Here is an 18,636-nt window from a genome sequence, read left to right on the forward strand (position 1 = left end):
ATTTCGTATTAAAAGAAATTGGTCGCCTACAGCAGCTTTGTTTACAGCAATTTTAGATGCAAAATTTAGTAAAAATATCCTTTATATAAGGTACTTAGAAGGGAAAAATTTTTCTACAAAAATAGAAACTATTCCAATAAATAGTAAATGAGGATGAGGCAGGATAACTCCTACAACAAATAAATGGTATGGGTGATACGACCACGTTTGCCTACGACAGCTTAGGGAATCAATTCCGTCGCCAGGATGCACGGGGTTATCAAACCTATTATGCGGGTGGTAAAATCAAAGAAATTGATGCTTTAGGAAAACAACAGTCTTGAGCGTACGATGCCCGATGAGTGTTTAATCAGCCGCACTGATTTGGGCAATCACGTAAACGCGTATGAATGTTATATTAAATAATCTTACTCATAAGCTGGGTTATAGTCTTAATATAGCTAAATTCAATAATGTCGATTGGAGCCATGCGGCTCCTTCGACTTGACTAAGTTATTGCAATTGCGTGATTACTAAATGAGCAGATACCGGACGCGTTCCGCCTGCCAATGGGGTGATCGTTAGTGCCGTAGCATTACCTGCAGGATTCCGAACGGTAAGTATAGAATTAACTGAGGTTGTTTGTACCAAAGCTATGCCCACTATCTGACTAGTGCCCGTTGCTCGACCAACCACTGTGTAGGCCAGATCAGCGCCATTGAGTGTAAGCAGTAGCTGACCCGCTTCGCTCACACTGACTTGAAACATAACTTGGTAGGTACCAATGTTAGTTAAATTAAATGAGGAGAATCCAAGGCGCGTTATAGTCCCACTAGCATTAACGGGTCCATCCTGTGGAAAAGAAACATCAGCCCCTGGTGCAACTGTAGCCGCATTGTCGGGGGGCATTAATGCAAAGAAATCAGCAAAATCAAGGACCGTTCCTGCTGGACCAGCAGGCCCCGTCGCACCAGTTGCACCAGCAGGTCCCGCAGATCCAGTTGCGCCAGCAGGGCCTGTGGGTCCTGCTGGAATATTGGCAATTTGCGATGCAACATATTTTTGTACATAATCTACAGTAGCTGGGTTATTGTTGGCTGCATTGGCTTTTACTCCCAATAGCGAAACCATCAGAAGTATAAATACTATTTTTTTATTCATGATATTCCTTGTCCATTAGACTGTTGATGAAAAATTTAAGCACGCATACTATTTAGTAGATTAAGCTGCATGCGCCTACTGGTATTAAGTTCAATTTTATTTTTAGGCTAAGTACTTCTTTAAACCATATAAGAAAGACTTAGTAATATCCCATTTTGGTTGGGGATATTCGATATATGCCCGGTAAATTCTGTGGTATTAATAACGTACCTGGTATTGCCATTAAAGATGCCTTGATAATTCAAGGATAAGCTTGCGCGGTTGGATAAGTGCACGCCTAATCCTGCTTGTATTTCAAATGCTACTTTTGATAGATCATTGAAGGTAACGCGATCATTGATTTGCAGACGACGATAAGCAATACCTGCTTTGACGAGGCCAAATACCGGGGTGCTTATGGGCTGATAGGAGGCCGTAGCTAATAGATCTAACATGGGTTTAACGGTGGTTTGAACTGGTAATCCCCCCAATTCATTTAATTGAGCTTGGTTTATATGGAGACGCATAGTATTGCCATTTTGAATACCTACTTCTGCACCCAAGTATACCGTTTTAAAAACACTAAAATCTCTGGCTATAGCAAATCGTTCAAGTGCCGTTTGACCATCACCTATTGCGGCTTGTGCAGTAGAATTACCATTATAAGCTTGTTGATACCATGTGTATCCAAGACTACCAATGACAGACCACGAATGATGCGATTCCTCCGTGTGTAAGGGCCCCATAGTCCCCGCTCCCGCGCTGAAAGCTAAAGCACATCCAACTGCAATAACGCTTGCTTTTATTCCCATATTACCTCCTGTAATTCATTGTGGTCTCGCTCATTATTTTGCCAGTTACAACATGAGCTTCCTGGTTTTAAATCTAATTAATCAATTTTGTCAACGCTTATTTGCGGTATAGAAGCATTCCTGCATAATTTCAAAAATTGATCCGAGTGGAAGTATGTCGTGCTTTGAGTGTCAATGCAAATAAAAAAATGGGAGTCAATTTGGGGGTAATAAAACTAAAGCTACTCCATAATTCACCCAAATGATTTTTAATCGGCGTACCTGATAAGGCAATGTGATTTTTTCTTTTAAGCATCATGATCGCTTGTTTCTCAGCTAATAATTTGACCTTGTGTTGCAATAAGCCATACGGTATGCGTTCGGAAAGCGCATACCTAATTATTACACTGACAATAAAAACAACAGAATGATTATCAATAAAATTTTATATCTTTTAAAGGGTAAATACCGTGGTTTCCAAAAGAGGTTATCGACTAATTTTTCCAAATCAGCGTCTTGATTCCTTTGGGCATGGCCTGATTCAATAGCACTACGTGCTACAGCTACGGCGATTGCTTTTGCTACCGCTTGTGCATCGTCTAAAGATGGTAATAAGGGAAGGAAGCTGTCTTTTTTGCTTGGGGCAAATTTACATAAAGTTTCTGCTGCGGCCAGAATCATCTCTTTCGTTAATTTCGTTGCATTCACCGCGAGCACTCCTAAACCAATGCCCGGGAATACTAGTGCATTGTTGCATTGAGCAATTTGTACCATCCGTTTATGGTATTCAATTGGGGCGAAAGCGGTGCCTGTAGCAATTAAGGCTTTTCCTTTGCTCCAGGTTAAAATATCCGAGGGTTTTGCTTCGCATTTTTCATCTGGATTGGATAACGGGAAAATAATTGGACGTTCGCAGGTCTTCGTCATGGTTTCAATGATGTCTTGGGAGAATGCGCCTGGTTGTGCGGAACATCCGATAAGGATAGTTGGCTTAACATGCCTTATGGTATCGGTGAGTGAGGGATGTTGCTTTTCATTAATGTGCCATTTAGCAACTTCTTTGCGGTCTCGTGCATAAGGTTTTTGCGCCTCAGTGAGGTCGAGGTCATTATTGAGCAATAAACCTTGGCGGTCAATGAGCCAAAAACGTTGATATGCCTCTTCGACACTTAATCCATCACGCATTAATAAATCAATAATTTGGTCACTGATGCCTGTTCCGGCGGAGCCAGCACCAAAAACAACAATACGTTGGTCTTGAAGTTTTGAACCAGTAACATCACATGCGGCTAATAATGCTGCTAGAGTAACGGCTCCAGTGCCTTGAATGTCATCATTGAAGGTACATAATTCGTTCTGGAATTGATCCAGGATGCGGCGTGCATTGCCTCGACCAAGATCTTCCCAGTGTAAAAAGGCATTGGGGAATTGTTTGTGAATTTCATGCACAAAGGTGGCAATAAAGTCGTCATAAGCAGCGCCACTAATACGTGGATGGCGGCAACCTAAGTACATGGGGTCATTTAATAAATCTTGGTTATTGGTTCCTGCATCAAGGAATACGGGGAGTGTTCGTGTTGGGTCGATGCCGCCGCATAAACAATAAACCATGAGTTTGGCGACCGGGATGTCCATGCCTCCAATTCCCTGATCGCCAATTCCTAATACACCTTCGCCATCGGTCACCACAATGACATCAATTTCCGGATTGGAGCGGTTTTTAATGATTTCTTCAATATAATTTTTATCAGAATGCGCAATGTAAAGGCCTCTAGGCTGTCTGTATTCAAGGCTAAAACGTTTCACTGCAGTACCTACGATGGGTGTGTAAATGGTAGGTAACATTTCTCCTAGATGGCGATGTAAGAGTTTATAAAACAAAACTTGATTTTTATCGTGTAAATTATTCAAATAAATATTTTGTTTCAGTCTTGTGGTGTAGCTGGAATACTGTAGATAAGCGCGTTTGACTTGCTCATCTAATGTTTCAACGCGGTAAGGCAGTTTCCCTAATAAACCAAACTCTTTTCGTTCTTCGTTAGTAAAAGCTGTACCTTTATTTAATTGCGGCGTTGTCAGCAATGGTTTTCCGCACAGTGAGGTTTCAATGTATCGTTCACCGGTATGTTCATCACGGTGTAATTTAAAATCTAGCATGGGATATTCTCACTAAGATGGAATTAGAGATTGTCTGATGATAATATCGACTTTTTGTAGTTTACATCAAGAGGTTGATTATGAATAAGTACTTAGTGGCAATATTAGTAATCTTAGGATTAACTTCTTGCACCAAGAAAGATGAATCTTATTACCAAACACATCCTAATGAATTACAACAAGCAATAAAAACTTGTCCTCAACAAAAACCGCAAGGTTTGTCTTGTGACGAGCTGCAGACAATCGCAGGGCATATGAATAGTTTAGCATATCAATTGCAGAGTAGTCCTCAGGGTTTTGGTATTAAAATTTTGGCATTACAAGAGACGATTGCTAAGCAGCAACAGCAATTAAAAACAGAACGTTCTAATGCCGAGTTGCAAGCGAATATTAAGCAAAATAAACGTGATTTAGCTGAGTATTTAGCGGTTGTTAAATGGTTGGAATCACCAGTGAGTTAATGATGAGAGTACTAATAAGTAATGATGATGGGGTGTTGGCGCCTGGAATTAATATTTTAGCCAAAGAATTATCTTCTATTGTGGAAATAGAAGTGGTTGCGCCGGACAGAAACCGAAGTGGTGCAAGTAATTCTTTAAGCCTGACCCGTCCATTGAAAGTCAGGCAGTTGGAGAATGGTTATTATAGTGTCGAAGGCACGCCTACAGATTGTGTGCATTTGGCGGTTACTGGTTTTTTAAGTCCTGTTTTTGACATGGTGGTTTCCGGGATTAATGATGGTGGTAATTTAGGTGATGACATTCTTTATTCGGGTACGGTTGCTGCGGCAATGGAAGGGCGTTATTTAGGTTTACCTGCAATTGCCTTGTCAATGGTCGGTGATAATATTAAGCATTATCAAACCGGCGCTCTTATTGCCAAACAATTGGTGACAAAATTGAGTACACACAGTTTACCGTCACAAACAATTTTAAATGTTAATATTCCTGATTTACCTATTGAAGAAATCAAAGGCTTGCAGGTAACTCGCTTAGGCACACGACATGGTGCGGAGCCAATTGTTAAAGATCATGATCCGCGCGGACGGCCTATCTATTGGATTGGTTTGCCTGGTCAGGCGGCAGATGCTGGCGCTGGAACGGACTTTTGCGCGGTTAATGATGGTTATGTTTCCATAACCCCACTGCATTTGGACATGACGAATTATAAAATGTTTGATCAGTTGTCCAATTGGTTAAGTGGAATTAGCTTATTTACTTAATGAATTATTTCGATGTCGGGTGAGAGACTTAAATTTATCTTTTCCCGACATCGGGAAAGAGGACTTCATATTTTTTTAAATGGATTATTTCTTTGAGGCTTGAAATGATACTTACATTTTGTAAAAGATATTTATGTCTTTTCCTTGTGGCAATTCTTGTCGGTTGTGGGTCAAATTTAGCCCCTGTAACCGAGTTAAAATGGCAGCCTTATTCCAAATATCAAACAATGCATACCGTACGGCGTGGTGAAACACTGTATGCTATTGCATTTCGTTATGATACCGATTTCCGCACTCTTGCTCGTTTGAATCATATTAGACCGCCATACTCATTAAGAGTGGGACAGCATTTAAGTTTACGGGGGATTCCACGCAGAGTTTCACCTAGACCTGTTAGTCGATTTAATCGCTATCATCGAGCGCCTGTAGCGCCACAACGCGCCATTTATTCACCAGCGCATCGATTCACTCGTTCTGCTTCCGGCTGGTTATGGCCTGTCAGTGGGCGGGTAGTTACTTCATTTATTCCTGAGCAAGGTAAAAAAGGCATAAATATTGCTTGTAAGAATGGTGAAAAAGTAATTGCCGCTTCCAATGGGGTTGTTGCTTATGCTGGAAATGGACTGGCAGGATATGGTAATTTGATTATTATTAAACATAGCAATGAATATTTAACTGCCTATGGAAATAATGCAAAAATCATGGTTTCAGAAGGGCAGCATGTTCATGCTGGCCAAATGATTGCCGTAGCTGGTGTTATTGATCATAAGTATACGGGTGTTCATTTTGAAATCAGAAAAGCAGGTATTCCAGTCAACCCATTGAATTATTTACAAAAAGGTTGACATTAGGCGTGTAGTTATAGCAACAATAGTCTTTTGTAGAGGTATAATTATAGTTGCAGCTCGTCATGTTGTAAGGGATTCGTGATGGGATGACAACCTGAAAAGGTGTAATAAATCTTAAGACACGGCTAAACATTACAGGTGAAATCATGCAAAATGACGACGAATCAATTAAAGAAAATGAAATTAAGGACGAGGAGTGGTCTGAGCCAGACGATGATTCGCTCTTGATGGAAGAGGATGATCTTGATTCACTTGCTGAAAAAGCAAGCGATGAAGAGGTCGAGCTCCCTGATTTTTCGGATGATGTAGCTTTTCCTTCTTTTAGTCGCGGTAAAAACGCTCTTAAAATGATGGATGCAACGCAATTGTATTTGAGTGAGATAGGGTTTTCCCCTTTACTCAGTGCTGAGGAAGAAGTGCATTATGCGACGCTGGCTCTCAAAGGAGATGTCGCTGCTCGCAAGAAAATGATTGAGTCGAATTTACGTTTGGTTGTGAAAATTTCTCGACGGTATTTGAACCGAGGCCTGCCTTTACTTGATTTGATTGAAGAAGGGAATTTAGGATTGATGAAATCAGTTGAAAAATTTGATCCAAATCGTGGCTTTAGGTTTTCAACCTATGCTACCTGGTGGATTAGACAAACGATTGAGCGCGCCATTATGAATCAAACAAGAACTATTCGTTTGCCAATTCATGTGGTTAAAGAACTTAATGTTTATCTTCGCGCGGCAAGACAGCTTACACAAAAATTAGATCATGAACCATCGCCAGAAGAAATTGCGGAAATGGTAGATAAGCCTTTAGAAGACGTACAAAAATTATTAGGCTTGAATGATAAGGTTGCTTCTGTTGATACGCCAATAGGCTTTGATGAAAATAAATCATTGCTTGATACTATAGCTGATGAAAACAGTGTGAATCCTGCCGAGTTGTTAACCAATGAAAACTTGCGTTTACACATTGAATCGCTTTTAGATAAGTTGACTGAAAACCAACAACAGGTAATTGCAAGACGATTTGGTTTACGCGGTTTTGAAAAAGCAACGCTTGAAGATGTGGGCAAAGAAATAGATTTGACTCGTGAACGTGTGCGTCAAATTCAAGTCGAAGCCCTGAAAACTCTGCGTGGTTTATTGGAAAAAGTAGGCCTAACTCAAGAAGACTTGTTTTAAGTAATCGACTTAAACGAACTCGTACCCCGGATTAAGCAAAACCCTTATCCGGGGTATATGCACAAAGCAATATAAGCGGTGCGTAATTAACCTGAAAATTGTGATTTTAATCCTTGCCAGCACTGGACATAATCTTTTTGCCGTTCCGGGCTATTCATTGCCTGCTCGGTAACCTGCCATACATCTCGAGTTTCAAACATAAATGCCAGCGTATTAAGGTACGTTTGTGGTGCTAATTTCTGAGCAGTTGCCATTTCATAACTCATTTGGTCTGGTCCATGCGGTGTCATGCAATTATGTATACTCACGCCGCCCACAGAAAAACCTTCTTTTTTTGCATCATATTCACCATGAATTAAACCCATCAGTTCATTCATATAATTACGGTGGAAATAGGGCGGTCTAAATGTATGTTCTGCTACCATCCAGCGAGGTGGAAAAATGACAAAATCTAAATTAGCTACCCCAGGGGTATCACTTTCAGAGGTTAATACGGTAAAAATAGAGGGATCAGGGTGATCAAAACTGACGCTATTAATCGTATTAAACAAACTTAAATCATAACAATAAGGAGCATAATTACCATGCCAAGCCACCACATTAAGTGGTGAATGAGTACTGGTTGCTGTCCATAATTTATGTTGGTGTTTGCAGATAAGTATTACTTCATTAGATTTATTCTCATAAGCCGCAGCAGGGTAATTAAAATGTCGTGGATTTGCTAAACCATTTGAGCCGATAAGCCCTAATTGTGGTAATGTTAGCGGATTACCTGTATTTTCGCATAAGTATCCTTTCGTTTCTTTACTAATCAATTCCAGTTTAAATTTAACACCTCTTGGAATCACGGCAATCATGCCGGGGCATATATTTAATTTACCAAACTCAGTATGTAAATTAACTTCACCGAGGAACGGCACAAATAAAAACTCGCCATCATTATTCGCAAAATATTTATTTTTCATGGAACGAGTACAGTGATAAAAATAGGTATTTACCAACTGACTGCCTGCAAGATGAAATAAACCATCAATAAAATCAATGTCCTCATGACTCTCTCGGATTGGTGACCAGCGTAAAGGATTTGGGGATTGCTCCGCATGGAATGGCTGAATTAGTTCTTTTTCATAAGGAGAAAAATTTCCCTGTACTACCGAGGGTAGTATGCGGTAGAGCCAGCTGTGTAAATTATTATGGCGCGCTCGGGTAAAAGCGGTGCCGTTTAATTGTTCTGCATAAAGACCCAAATTACAGTGTTGCGGTGAATTCTGGCTACTGGGTAATGCTCCTGGAACCGCCTCGCTTTGATGATAATTGCCAAAACCATGCAGATACACTGTTTATCTCCTTATGTCATGCCGTTGAGAATGAGGTCGTTTGACCTTGTTCATTACTTTCTACGATGAATCAACTAGTGTGCCATGAAGCAAGTCATGGCACAACTGGGTTAGACGGGAATCTTAAGATCTGAGAATCTATTTTCTAGCCTGAATAACTTAATACAAAAGGCATTTGATTATGAAGATTTTTAGTTACAGAATATGTATAATTTATTTTAAATTTTAACCAGATTTAGAGGTAGGATCATGGCAGGTCATAGTAAGTGGGCTAATATTAAATTTCGTAAAGGGGTACAGGACGCGAAACGCGGTAAAATATTCACCAAGTTAATCCGTGAAATAACTGTATCGGCACGTATGGGCGGTGGAGAAGAAGCATCTAACCCACGCTTAAGGGATGCCGTTAAAAAAGCCCTGAACGCGAATATGAAGCGTGACACGATTGATAATGCGATCAAGCGTGGTGTAGGCGGTCTTGATGGTGACGCAATGGTTGTTATGCGTTATGAAGGTTATGGTCCGGGCGGGGTTGCTGTATTGGTTGATTGTTTGTCCGATAACAAAAATCGTACGGTTTCTGAGGTACGTCATGCCTTTACTAAGAACGGTGGTAATTTAGGAACCGATGGTTCAGTTGCTTATTTATTTACCCATCAAGGTGAAATTCTGATGGTCGCTGGAACTTCAGAAGACCAAGTGATGGAGGTTGCGCTTGATGCTGGGGCTGATGATGTTTCTGTTGAAGAGGGACAAATTGAAGTAATCACCCCTGTTGAAGCATATCATAGTGTCTTAAATGCTTTACATGATGCTGGTTTGACTGTAGAACAATCACAATTAACCATGCGCGCTCAAACTTTAGTACCTATTGATGATGAATCAGCAGAAAGTTTAATCAAATTGATCGACATGTTGGAAGACTTGGATGATGTTCAAGAAGTATATAGTAATGCTGAATTTTCTGAAAAAATATTAGAATCAATGAGTTAATGACTATTATTTTGGGGATAGATCCTGGATCCAGGATTACTGGCTACGGTTTGATAAAACAAACCGGCCAGAACATAGAGTATATTGATAGTGGTTGCATCCGCACCTCACCTGATGGTGAGTTGAGTCAGAAACTATTACAAATTTACGATGGCATTTGTCTGTTAATGGATCATTACTCTCCTGAGGAAGTAGCAATCGAGCAGGTTTTTATGCACCAAAATCCTAATTCAGCTTTGAAATTAGGGCATGCACGCGGTGTGGCGATGGTTGCTGCTGCATCGCATCGTGTTAACGTCAGTGAATATTCAGCGCGAGCAATTAAACAAACGGTAGTGGGCTATGGCGCTGCAGAAAAAACACAGGTGAATCATATGGTTGTAAGTCTGCTTTCATTGAATAGCGCACCACAAAGTGATGCCGCGGATGCTTTGGCTATAGCCATTTGTCATAGTCACATGCGCCATAGTATCACGGCGGTTTTAGATAAACGAGGCGTAGGTTTAAGGAGAAGAAAACGATGATTGGTTGGCTTGACGGACACATAGTGGATAAACATCAACCTGGTAAATTAGTTTTGAATGTAAATGGGGTTGGGTATGATGTTGAGACTTCATTGAATACTTTTTTCCAACTGGATACCTTAAGTGGCTCAATTGGTTTACACATACATACCGTGGTACGTGAAGATGCTTTACTGCTGTATGGATTTTTAGACAAACAGGAACGAGCCTTGTTCCGTGCATTAATTAAAGTAAATGGTGTCGGCCCAAAAATGGCAATAGCGATTCTTTCTAGCATTACGCCTAATGAATTTATTCAATGCATTAAGCAGGAGAAAGCCGCTTTTTTAACAAAGTTACCAGGTATTGGTAAAAAAACAGCTGAGCGTTTGGTTATTGAAATGCGTGATAGCATCAAACAATTTTCAGAGCCAGCTTCTGATCTTTCCCTAAAGCCAATCAACCTGATCCGTGGTCAGGACGAAGCCGTTAGTGCTCTAGAGGCTTTAGGGTATAAACCGCAAGAAGCGCTAAAAGCAGTGAATAAACTTGATGATGGGCATAAGAGCTGTGAACAGTTAATTCGCGAGGCATTGCAGATTTTGTCTGTACGATAAATAAAGAAGAAATAGTCGGCTACTCTTAGTTGACAGAAATAACCTTCTCCCAGTGATGGGCTGAGACGTCAAGTTAAGGAATAATCTACAGCCTACTCCCGCTGACAAGCCGTGGAACGTAGGAATAGGGCATAACTTGATGCCGATGAAGGATAATAGGCTATTTGCCCATTTTTATCGGCAAAAATACTCTGGCAATAAGTCCTGTACCTTCCTTCGGTGAATCCAAAACGACCCGTCCGCTATGTAATTCACAAATTTGTTGTACAATAGCCAGTCCTAAACCACTACCTGGACTTTTATTGCCTAAAACACGGAAAAAGCGTTCAAATACACGAGTTCTTAGTTCTTGAGGGATGCCTGGACCATCATCACTGACTTCAAGCATTACCTCATTATGCGGTGATTTATTGAGGGATACTTTAATATGGCCATTTTCATTGCAATAGCGGATCGCATTATCAACAAGATTGCGAATTAATATACCCAAGGCTGTTGGGTTTCCGTAAATGCTCACATTCTCAGCATTCGTCTCAAACTCAAGATCAATTTGTTTTTCTACAGCTGATGGTGCGAGCATTGCCAGTATTTCACGTGTTAATCGACTTAGATTGACTTCATCTTTACCGTCAATATGAGCCGCCTCAGGAACTAATCGACTCATCGTTAATAACTGCTGTACGATGTGCGTACTGCGATTGACACTGGCAATTAATTTTTGTAGTGCTTGGTTTTTCTCTTCAATATCATTGGTGTGCAGTGCAACTTGAGCCTGCGTTTTCAGTGCTGCAAGAGGGGTACGCAGTTCATGGGCTGCATCTGCCGCAAAACGTTTTTCACGTTCAAATCCTTCTTTGAGTCTAAAAAACAATTTATTTAACTCATCGATTACGGGTTTAATTTCTTCAGGTACTTCATGCAGATCCACCGGTTCAAGATGACTTGGCGCTCGGTTAGATACTTCTTCGGCTACTTTATCTAAACTATCAAGTCCTCGGCCAATGATGATCCAGATTAACAATCCGGATAAAGGGAAGGTAAGCAGCATAATGTACAGATCATCTTGAGCAATGCGGTGGCCTAGCTCATTACGTGTATCGTAACGTTCAGCTAATACGGTGCGGATACCTGCTTTATCATTATAGGTAGTAAAGACTCGCCAATCTTGATTTGCTATTTTTTTATCGCTAAACCCATCAATATCTGAAGTGAGTGGGATTTTCGGGGCTGTAGAGGAATGTAATAATAATTTTCCACCATTAGTCCAAACCTGAAAATTAAACTTATCCATATAATTTTCTGGTGGCTCGTCATTTAAAAATCGTTTTTGATAAAAGGTATCGATTTTTTGCGGAATTGTTTCTAGAGCATCTTGAATTTTTATTAGCGGACGTTGGTGTAGATCATCGCCTAATAATGCTTGGTAAGATAAAGCCGAAACAGCCATTAATGTATCTAAGTGATCTTGAATATCTTTTTGATCCAAATAATAGTTACCAATCGCTGTTAATGTGGTTGTAATGGTAATCGCCAACAATAAGTTGAACAACAGAAACTTTCGTATTGACGATTTCACGATACAATAATACCATCATTTTTTTCGGCCATATAACCAACACCACGAATAGTTCGTATGAAATTGGCGTTTAACTTCTTACGTAAATTATGAATGTGAACTTCAAGTGCATTACTGTCCACATCTTCTTCCCAGCCATAAATGCTTTGCATCAGTTGCTCGCGCGATAATACCTGGCCACTGTTTTCCAAAAGCTTTTGCAGCAATGCAAATTCTCTGCGTGGTACATTAACCAGTACATCATCAACCAATACAGAATGTGCTGCTGGATCTAAGGTAATGTTTTTATATTGCAGTACTGAGTCAGCGCGGCCTTGTGAACGACGTACCAAGGCTCGGATTCGCGCGCTCAGTTCATTTAAATCAAAAGGTTTAACCAAGTAATCATCTGCACCGCTGTCTAAGCCTTTGATGCGATCTTCTACCGATTCACGGGCTGTCAAGATAATGACAGGAGTCGAGTTACCGTCATGGCGGATATTTTGTAGTAAAGCAAGACCTGATAATTTGGGCAGACCTAAATCAAGAATAATTAATTCAAATGATTCTGACTTTAAGGCTGCGCGAGCCGCTTCACCGTCTTTTAGCCAGTCAACAATATAACCAAATTGCGTTAAACCGGTTTTGACTGCATCCCCTAACAGCTCATCGTCTTCAACTAGCAATAGTCTCATTGTTGCTCCTACTGTTTTTCAAGTCCAGTTTCGTCCATATGTTTCGTTAGATAAAAAGCTTGAATCAATACAAAAAGCAAAGTGAAACCAACACCACCAAATAACTTAAAGTTCACCCAGGCATCTGTATCATAATGATAGGCAACATAGAGGTTAACTGCACCCATCAAAATAAAAAATAATGCCCATGCCGCATTAAGCCGATGCCAGATTCTTATTGGCAATGTTACATTAGCTTCCATCATTTTCTGAATCAGTGGTTTGCTGCCTATGAAGCTTGAGCTAAAGAATACTAGAGCGGAGAGCCAATAAATACCAGTTGGCTTCCATTTAATAAACCATGGATTATGGAAGAAAAGGGTGGCACCACCAAGTATCATAATGATTGCCAAACTAATCAAGTGCATTTTTTCATAATGTTGAAACTTTAAGCGGTAAAATGCTACCTGACTTAATGAGGCAACCATTGCAATTGCAGTAGCAGTATATATACCAGAGGTCTTATATACGATAAAAAATAAAACTATGGGAAAAAAGTCAAATAGTAATTTCATATTTATTAATACTATAAACAAGTTCTTTTCAGTATAACACAAGTTTATGTGCACTCGCGCAAGGATCGTGCCGGAAATGGAAAATATTTGTAACTATTTGGTTAAAATGGCGTGTAAAATGTAATAAATTAAGTTGTTGATTATCATTAATTCTTTGCGAAATTTAGATGCAGGCATTCTTTAAAAACAAATTTTAAAAAGGCCACGAGTCATTCATCGTCCTTTAAAAAATAAGTATTAGCCTATCCATATTTTTTGTCCAGGACGCAAAGGTGTATTCCATCTAAGCCCTGGATTTAATGAAAGAAGCTGATTTACTTTGGTTTGATTTCGTTGTGCGATAATACTTAAGCTCTCTCCTCGCTGAACAATGTATTGTTTTGGTTGTCTTACTTTTTTCCAAATGACCAACTGTTGGCCTGTACGTAATCGCTGATAAGCAGATAATTTATTCCAGCTCTGGATTTCTTTAGTAGTAACGCCATATATTCGCTCCAGGTACTGATAGCTATCAGTGCCTTGCACAATATGTATTACACGACGATTACTCCCCTCTTTAATTTGGCCTTTAAATTTACTTGCAGTTCCATAGGGCGTTGTTTTGGCTATGGCTATTTCTTTTTTCGCAACAACAGGTGCATTTTTAGTACTTGGAATTAAAATAGATTGATTCGGCTTCACATGATTCGTTGTTAATTGATTTAACTGCTTAATTAAATTTACCGTGGTGTGGTAACGAATGGCAATATTATCCAAATTATCACCTTGTTTCACCTGATGTTTGGTCCAACTAACGCGCTTATCTTCGGGGAAATTAGCAAGGTTTAAGTTGAATTGCTGTACTTTTTCCATGGGTATTAACAGCTTAAAGGGTTTATAGGGGGCTGTAGTCCAGCGGTTAAAGCCGGGATTTAATTTAATTAATTCTTTATAACTAATTCCTGCCAACTTCGCAGCATGACTCAAATCAATTTGACTGCCGATATTCACTTCTGCGAAATAAGGCAGATAGGGTATTTCTGGAAGGGATAACTTATAGCGTTGCGGATTTTTTATAATTTCTGCTAAAGCGAGCAGGCGAGGGACATAAATTTGGGTTTCTCTTGGTACAGGTAAATCCCAAAAACTTACGTCGTGATTTGAATGTTGTGTTGCTTTAATCGCTCGCGATATTGTCCCTTCGCCCGCATCATAGGACGCGATGGCTAATACCCAATTGCCGTCAAAAAATTTATTCAGGTGAATGAGATAGTTCATCGCGGCATCTGTAGATGGTCTTATACTGCGTCGACCATCAAACCACCAATCTTGCTTTAATCCTAAATCAGCACCTGTGCGCGGCATTAATTGCCATAGGCCTGCGGCGCCTACACCGGAGTAGGCGAAGGGATCATAGGCACTCTCAATCATTGGTAGTAATGCTAATTCACCCGGTAGTTTTCTTTTTTTAATTTCACCAAGAATATGGTAGATGTAAGGTTCTGATTGACGGCATACTTTTTGAAGGTAGCTTGGGTGAGCAACCAGCCAGCGAATTTGTTCTTGGACCTCGGCGCGTGAGGTCTCATGATTCAACATAAATTCACTGCGAAGGACATCCCATACGTCGGATGTTGCGTGTGTTATTGATACGCTGGAAATGCCACAAAAAATGAGAATACAGAATAAAAACTTTTTTATTATGAATAACTTAAATTTCAATGGTATTTACCTATGAGCGTTATCGGCCAGCCAGTTTACTAAATTTTGGCATAAGATTAAACCCTGTGTGGTTTTTTTGGGGATCAAAAAGGTTTGAATTAATTCTTTTGGATAATTATTTGAACTTGTTTTTTTGCTCCCTAAGTATTCGAAAGACATCTAAAGAATCCTTGGCGGTTGCATCATGGTGTTGCGCATATGCTTGAACTTCTGGAGCATCAGTGCGTAAAAAGGGGTTAATTAATTGTTCTATTTCCAGTGTAGACGGTAAAGTACAACTCGTTGATTGTGTCTGTATTTTTTTTAGGTAATTTTGAGTAAATTGATTATTTGGTTCAACTGTACGTGCAAACCTTAAGTTTTGTAGAGTGTATTCATGGGCACAAAAAACTTTTGTGGTGGGAGGCAATGATTTAAAGAGTTGCATTGATTGATGCAATTCATTAAGTGTGCCATCAAATACGCGACCGCAACCAGCTGAAAACAGCGTATCACCGCAAAATAGCCAGCCTTCATGTGGTTCGTAGTAGCTAATATGACTGGACGTATGTCCTGGATTGAACAGGATTTGAAACGTGTGTCGCCCCACGTGAATGGTTTGATGTTCTTTTACCGGATGATTAATATAAGGGATGCGCGGATCATGAGGGCCATAGACCAGGCATGTAGGGACATGTTTGATTAATGTGCCAACACCACCAATATGATCATGATGATGGTGGGTTAATAAAATAGAACGCAACTTAAGTTGATGTGCCTGCATAAACTGCAAAACTGGCTCTGCATCACCGGGATCTACGCAATCAAATACACCAGCATCTTTATCAAGAATGACCCAGATGTAATTATCTGTAAATGCTGGAATAGGAATAATTGGCATGTCAGTTAGTCTCAATAAGGTAAGAGGACACGCCTGGGTTAAAGTAGGTTCTCAGTGTATCTAATACCGTTTTTAGTTCCTCAGCAAAGGTGTAGGGCGGGTTAATAATCCATAAACCTGCTCCAGACATACCTTCCATCGGGGCCATGGTCAGATTAAATTCAACGCGTAAGTAGTTTTTTGCATTAATTGCTTTCATCCCTCGATCTAACTTATCAACAAGCCTTCTGTTGACTACAGGATACCAAAGGCAATATACACCAGTAGAAAAACGCGCATATGCCTGTTTTATTGCTACAGGAATGTCTCTATAATCATCCTTTATTTCAAAAGAAGGATCGATAAATATTAAGCCTCTTTTTTCTGCTGGTGGTAACAATGCATTCATGGCAGTAATGCCATCGGTGTTGCTGAAATGTACTTTTTTGTTAAGACATGCCATCTGGTTTAAAATGTCAAATTCTGCTGGGTGCAATTCGCATAAGTACATGCGATCTTGCATACGTAGTTGATTAATCGTTAAAAAAGGTGATCCCGGGTAGTATTGGAGTTCTTTGGTGCTATTCAATTGTGTAATAGCTTTTAAATACTCATGAAAAACGGGCGCTAGTTTTTTTCGATCGGACCAGATAAGATTTATACCTTGTTTGTATTCACCGGTTTTTTCAGCCTGTTTATTTCTTAAATCATACAAGCCTTTTCCCGCATGAGTCTCGAGATAAAACAGCGGCTTATCTTTAATGGTTAAGTAGTTTAATAATCGCGTTAAAGCAATGTGTTTAATAACATCGGCAAAATTGCCGGCGTGGTATCCATGTTGGTAACTGAGCATAAGATTAGTCTATTAAAAAAGCAATATTATGAATTATAACAGATTAGAAATTTTTTCTACTATACTCTTTTTAAGAGAGTCTAAAAGGGGAAGGTTATGGATCTGCATGAAGACTATGATGACCAATCGTTTTCGGACTATAAGTATGATGATGATATTGATATTAAGCATCGAAAAAACGTCCGACGTCTGTTAGAGGAACGACTTGAGCGTAAACGCTTAAAAGATGAATTTAAAGATGATTTTGATGAGTTAAGTGGCGAATTTGATTGGGATATGTTAGAAAATAAGTAATTGGTCAATAATATCCATTAAGCTTTATGGGAGGTGCTTTCTCATTTTTTATCGTAAAGTCGTTTTAATGTATTCCCAAGAATTAGCAAGCGTAATATAGTAGGCTGGGCTGTAAAGCCTAGCCTACAAAGCAATTTGTGTTCTCAGTGTGTTGCCGCTAACAACGTATTCTCCAATAAAGTCACTATAGTCATTGGTCCTACACCTCCTGGAACAGGAGTTATCCAGGCTACTTTATTAATTGCTTTTTTAAAATCCACATCGCCGCGAATACTGCCATCGGCTAAACGATGGATGCCAACATCGATAATCACTTGATTTTTATTTAGCCATTCCGTATCAATAACATCCATATGTCCGGTGGCAACAATAACAATATCAGCAATTCGAACAAATTGTTCCAGATTTTGAGTAAAGCGATGACAAATCGTTACGGTTGCTCCTGCCAGGAGTAGTTCTAAACTCATAGGGCGGCCAACAATGTTCGATGCACCTATAACAACCGCATGTTTGCCTTGCACCTGAAGTTGATAATGTTGTAACAAACTCATAATGCCCAAAGGAGTACAAGGACGCAATAAAGGATTTCGTTGTGCCAGTCGTCCTAAGTTGTAGGGATGAAAACCATCTACATCTTTTTCAGGGGCTATGTGCTCAATAATTACTGTCTCGTTTATATGAGTTGGTAAAGGCAGTTGAATCAGAATTCCGTCGACTTGATTGGAGTTATTTAATTCATCAATAAGTTTAATTAATTCGTTCTGACTGGTCTCCTCAGGTAAATCATAAGAATGAGATGTGATACCAACTTCTGCACAGGCTTTACGCTTGTTATTGACATAGATTGATGAAGCAGGATCCGTACCAATGAGCACTACGGCAAGGCCGGGGGCACGATGTCCTTGTCGCATATGAGCCTGGAGGCGTTGTTTTAATTCATCGCGACGTAGAGCGGATAAAATCTTTCCATCAATTAATGCTGCCGGCATAGTTATCCAGGAGAAAAACGGGGGTTAAATTATGAATTAGAGATTGGCTTAATGCAATAGGTTAAGCTTTTCAAGTGTTCACTAAAATTCTGATTTAAATTGATTTATGATGATGCATATCACAAGCCTTTATATTTGTTGAGCCTGTTTTTGATTTGGTAACTAGGTTATCTATCTTAAACAGATCTTCTAAATAATTTTTACTAATTTAATGTCATGGATAAGATATTTCATACCCTCCTCATCCTGGACGCACTGCCATTAAGTTAAGGATTTTATGCTTCAAATTTCTCAGAGCCTGTCGTTCCCGCATGGCATTGTTGCGTGGAAGCGAAAGCTAGAAAAAATAAGGAGTTGCGAATTTTAAAAATTAG

The 18,636-nt window shown here is 39.7% G+C and carries 21 protein-coding genes; 9 read left to right on the plus strand and 12 right to left on the minus strand.

The window, feature by feature from the left end; genetic code table 11:
* Positions 1-188: 188 nt before the first annotated feature.
* A complete protein-coding gene (locus LDG_RS20560) occupies positions 189-323 on the plus strand; it encodes a hypothetical protein (RefSeq protein ID WP_006872686.1) in 135 nt (44 codons plus the stop codon).
* A 169-nt stretch (positions 324-492) separates the two neighbouring features.
* Here LDG_RS20560 and LDG_RS16965 read toward each other — a convergent pair whose 3' ends face one another.
* The 4 genes from LDG_RS16965 to LDG_RS16980 all read right to left on the minus strand — a co-directional run bounded on the left by LDG_RS16965 (position 493) and on the right by LDG_RS16980 (position 4,067).
* Positions 493-1,140 (minus strand): collagen-like triple helix repeat-containing protein, encoded by a 648-nt coding sequence (locus LDG_RS16965; protein ID WP_006872687.1) that lies wholly within the window; start codon positions 1,138-1,140, stop codon positions 493-495.
* Positions 1,141-1,259: 119 nt separating this feature from the next.
* The gene (locus LDG_RS16970) at positions 1,260-1,931 is read right to left on the minus strand and encodes a hypothetical protein (protein ID WP_040536467.1); all 672 of its coding nucleotides are present in this window, start codon (positions 1,929-1,931) and stop codon (positions 1,260-1,262) included.
* A gap of 130 nt (positions 1,932-2,061) precedes the next feature.
* Positions 2,062-2,229 carry an SNF2-related protein gene (locus LDG_RS20775; protein ID WP_407635282.1) on the minus strand — a complete coding sequence of 56 codons (168 nt, stop codon included), beginning with the start codon at positions 2,227-2,229 and terminating at the stop codon, positions 2,062-2,064.
* Between the two features lie 83 nt (positions 2,230-2,312).
* Positions 2,313-4,067 carry an NAD-dependent malic enzyme gene (locus LDG_RS16980; protein ID WP_006872691.1) on the minus strand — a complete coding sequence of 585 codons (1,755 nt, stop codon included), beginning with the start codon at positions 4,065-4,067 and terminating at the stop codon, positions 2,313-2,315.
* An 80-nt stretch (positions 4,068-4,147) separates the two neighbouring features.
* Between LDG_RS16980 and LDG_RS16985 the strand changes: the two genes are divergently transcribed.
* From LDG_RS16985 to rpoS, 4 genes are all read left to right on the plus strand, one after another.
* Positions 4,148-4,528: a hypothetical protein gene (locus LDG_RS16985; RefSeq protein ID WP_006872692.1), complete on the plus strand. Its 381-nt coding sequence runs from the start codon at positions 4,148-4,150 to the stop codon at positions 4,526-4,528.
* Between the two features lie 2 nt (positions 4,529-4,530).
* Positions 4,531-5,289, plus strand: coding sequence for a 5'/3'-nucleotidase SurE (gene surE, locus LDG_RS16990; protein ID WP_040536469.1), 759 nt, complete (start codon positions 4,531-4,533; stop codon positions 5,287-5,289).
* Positions 5,290-5,393: 104 nt separating this feature from the next.
* Positions 5,394-6,134, plus strand: coding sequence for a peptidoglycan DD-metalloendopeptidase family protein (locus LDG_RS16995; RefSeq protein ID WP_040536472.1), 741 nt, complete (start codon positions 5,394-5,396; stop codon positions 6,132-6,134).
* 149 nt (positions 6,135-6,283) lie between these two features.
* Complete coding sequence (rpoS, locus tag LDG_RS17000; protein WP_006872696.1) at positions 6,284-7,312, plus strand: RNA polymerase sigma factor RpoS; 1,029 nt, start codon at positions 6,284-6,286, stop codon at positions 7,310-7,312.
* 86 nt (positions 7,313-7,398) lie between these two features.
* Here the strand turns inward: rpoS and hmgA are convergent, their stop codons facing one another.
* Positions 7,399-8,649, minus strand: a complete 1,251-nt coding sequence (gene hmgA / locus LDG_RS17005; RefSeq protein ID WP_006872697.1) for a homogentisate 1,2-dioxygenase — start codon at positions 8,647-8,649, stop codon at positions 7,399-7,401.
* A gap of 249 nt (positions 8,650-8,898) precedes the next feature.
* Here hmgA and LDG_RS17010 point away from each other — a divergent pair, with 249 nt between their 5' ends.
* Genes LDG_RS17010 through ruvA form a run of 3 tightly spaced genes read left to right on the plus strand, consistent with a single transcriptional unit; the run spans position 8,899 to position 10,762 of the window.
* Complete coding sequence (locus LDG_RS17010) at positions 8,899-9,642, plus strand: YebC/PmpR family DNA-binding transcriptional regulator (protein ID WP_040536475.1); 744 nt, start codon at positions 8,899-8,901, stop codon at positions 9,640-9,642.
* A complete protein-coding gene (gene ruvC, locus LDG_RS17015; RefSeq protein WP_006872699.1) occupies positions 9,642-10,166 on the plus strand; it encodes a crossover junction endodeoxyribonuclease RuvC in 525 nt (174 codons plus the stop codon). Before LDG_RS17010 ends, ruvC begins: the two co-directional genes overlap by 1 nt.
* The gene (gene ruvA, locus LDG_RS17020) at positions 10,163-10,762 is read left to right on the plus strand and encodes a Holliday junction branch migration protein RuvA (protein ID WP_006872700.1); all 600 of its coding nucleotides are present in this window, start codon (positions 10,163-10,165) and stop codon (positions 10,760-10,762) included. The genes ruvC and ruvA overlap by 4 nt, the downstream gene beginning before the upstream one ends.
* A gap of 160 nt (positions 10,763-10,922) precedes the next feature.
* Here the strand turns inward: ruvA and LDG_RS17025 are convergent, their stop codons facing one another.
* From LDG_RS17025 to LDG_RS17050, 6 genes are all read right to left on the minus strand, one after another.
* A complete protein-coding gene (locus LDG_RS17025; RefSeq protein WP_040536478.1) occupies positions 10,923-12,338 on the minus strand; it encodes an ATP-binding protein in 1,416 nt (471 codons plus the stop codon).
* Positions 12,335-13,012 (minus strand): response regulator, encoded by a 678-nt coding sequence (locus tag LDG_RS17030; protein WP_006872702.1) that lies wholly within the window; start codon positions 13,010-13,012, stop codon positions 12,335-12,337. Before LDG_RS17030 ends, LDG_RS17025 begins: the two co-directional genes overlap by 4 nt.
* 8 nt (positions 13,013-13,020) lie before the next feature.
* On the minus strand, positions 13,021-13,566 hold the full coding sequence (locus LDG_RS17035; protein ID WP_040536480.1) for a septation protein A: 546 nt from the start codon (positions 13,564-13,566) through the stop codon (positions 13,021-13,023).
* Between the two features lie 237 nt (positions 13,567-13,803).
* Positions 13,804-15,141, minus strand: coding sequence for a lytic transglycosylase (locus LDG_RS17040; protein ID WP_006872704.1), 1,338 nt, complete (start codon positions 15,139-15,141; stop codon positions 13,804-13,806).
* 241 nt (positions 15,142-15,382) lie between these two features.
* Positions 15,383-16,147 (minus strand): hydroxyacylglutathione hydrolase, encoded by a 765-nt coding sequence (gene gloB, locus LDG_RS17045; protein WP_006872706.1) that lies wholly within the window; start codon positions 16,145-16,147, stop codon positions 15,383-15,385.
* Position 16,148: 1 nt separating this feature from the next.
* Entirely contained in the window at positions 16,149-16,979 is an 831-nt protein-coding gene (locus tag LDG_RS17050) for a 23S rRNA (adenine(2030)-N(6))-methyltransferase RlmJ (protein ID WP_006872707.1), read from the minus strand.
* 96 nt (positions 16,980-17,075) lie between these two features.
* Between LDG_RS17050 and LDG_RS17055 the strand changes: the two genes are divergently transcribed.
* Entirely contained in the window at positions 17,076-17,273 is a 198-nt protein-coding gene (locus tag LDG_RS17055; protein ID WP_006872708.1) for a hypothetical protein, read from the plus strand.
* Between the two features lie 143 nt (positions 17,274-17,416).
* On the opposite strand, the gene folD is transcribed toward LDG_RS17055, so the two are convergent.
* Positions 17,417-18,262 carry a bifunctional methylenetetrahydrofolate dehydrogenase/methenyltetrahydrofolate cyclohydrolase FolD gene (gene folD, locus LDG_RS17060; protein WP_006872709.1) on the minus strand — a complete coding sequence of 282 codons (846 nt, stop codon included), beginning with the start codon at positions 18,260-18,262 and terminating at the stop codon, positions 17,417-17,419.
* Between the last annotated feature and the right edge of the window lie 374 nt (positions 18,263-18,636).

Origin of the sequence: Legionella drancourtii LLAP12 (assembly GCF_000162755.2) — a bacterium.
Lineage (GTDB): Bacteria > Pseudomonadota > Gammaproteobacteria > Legionellales > Legionellaceae > Legionella > Legionella drancourtii.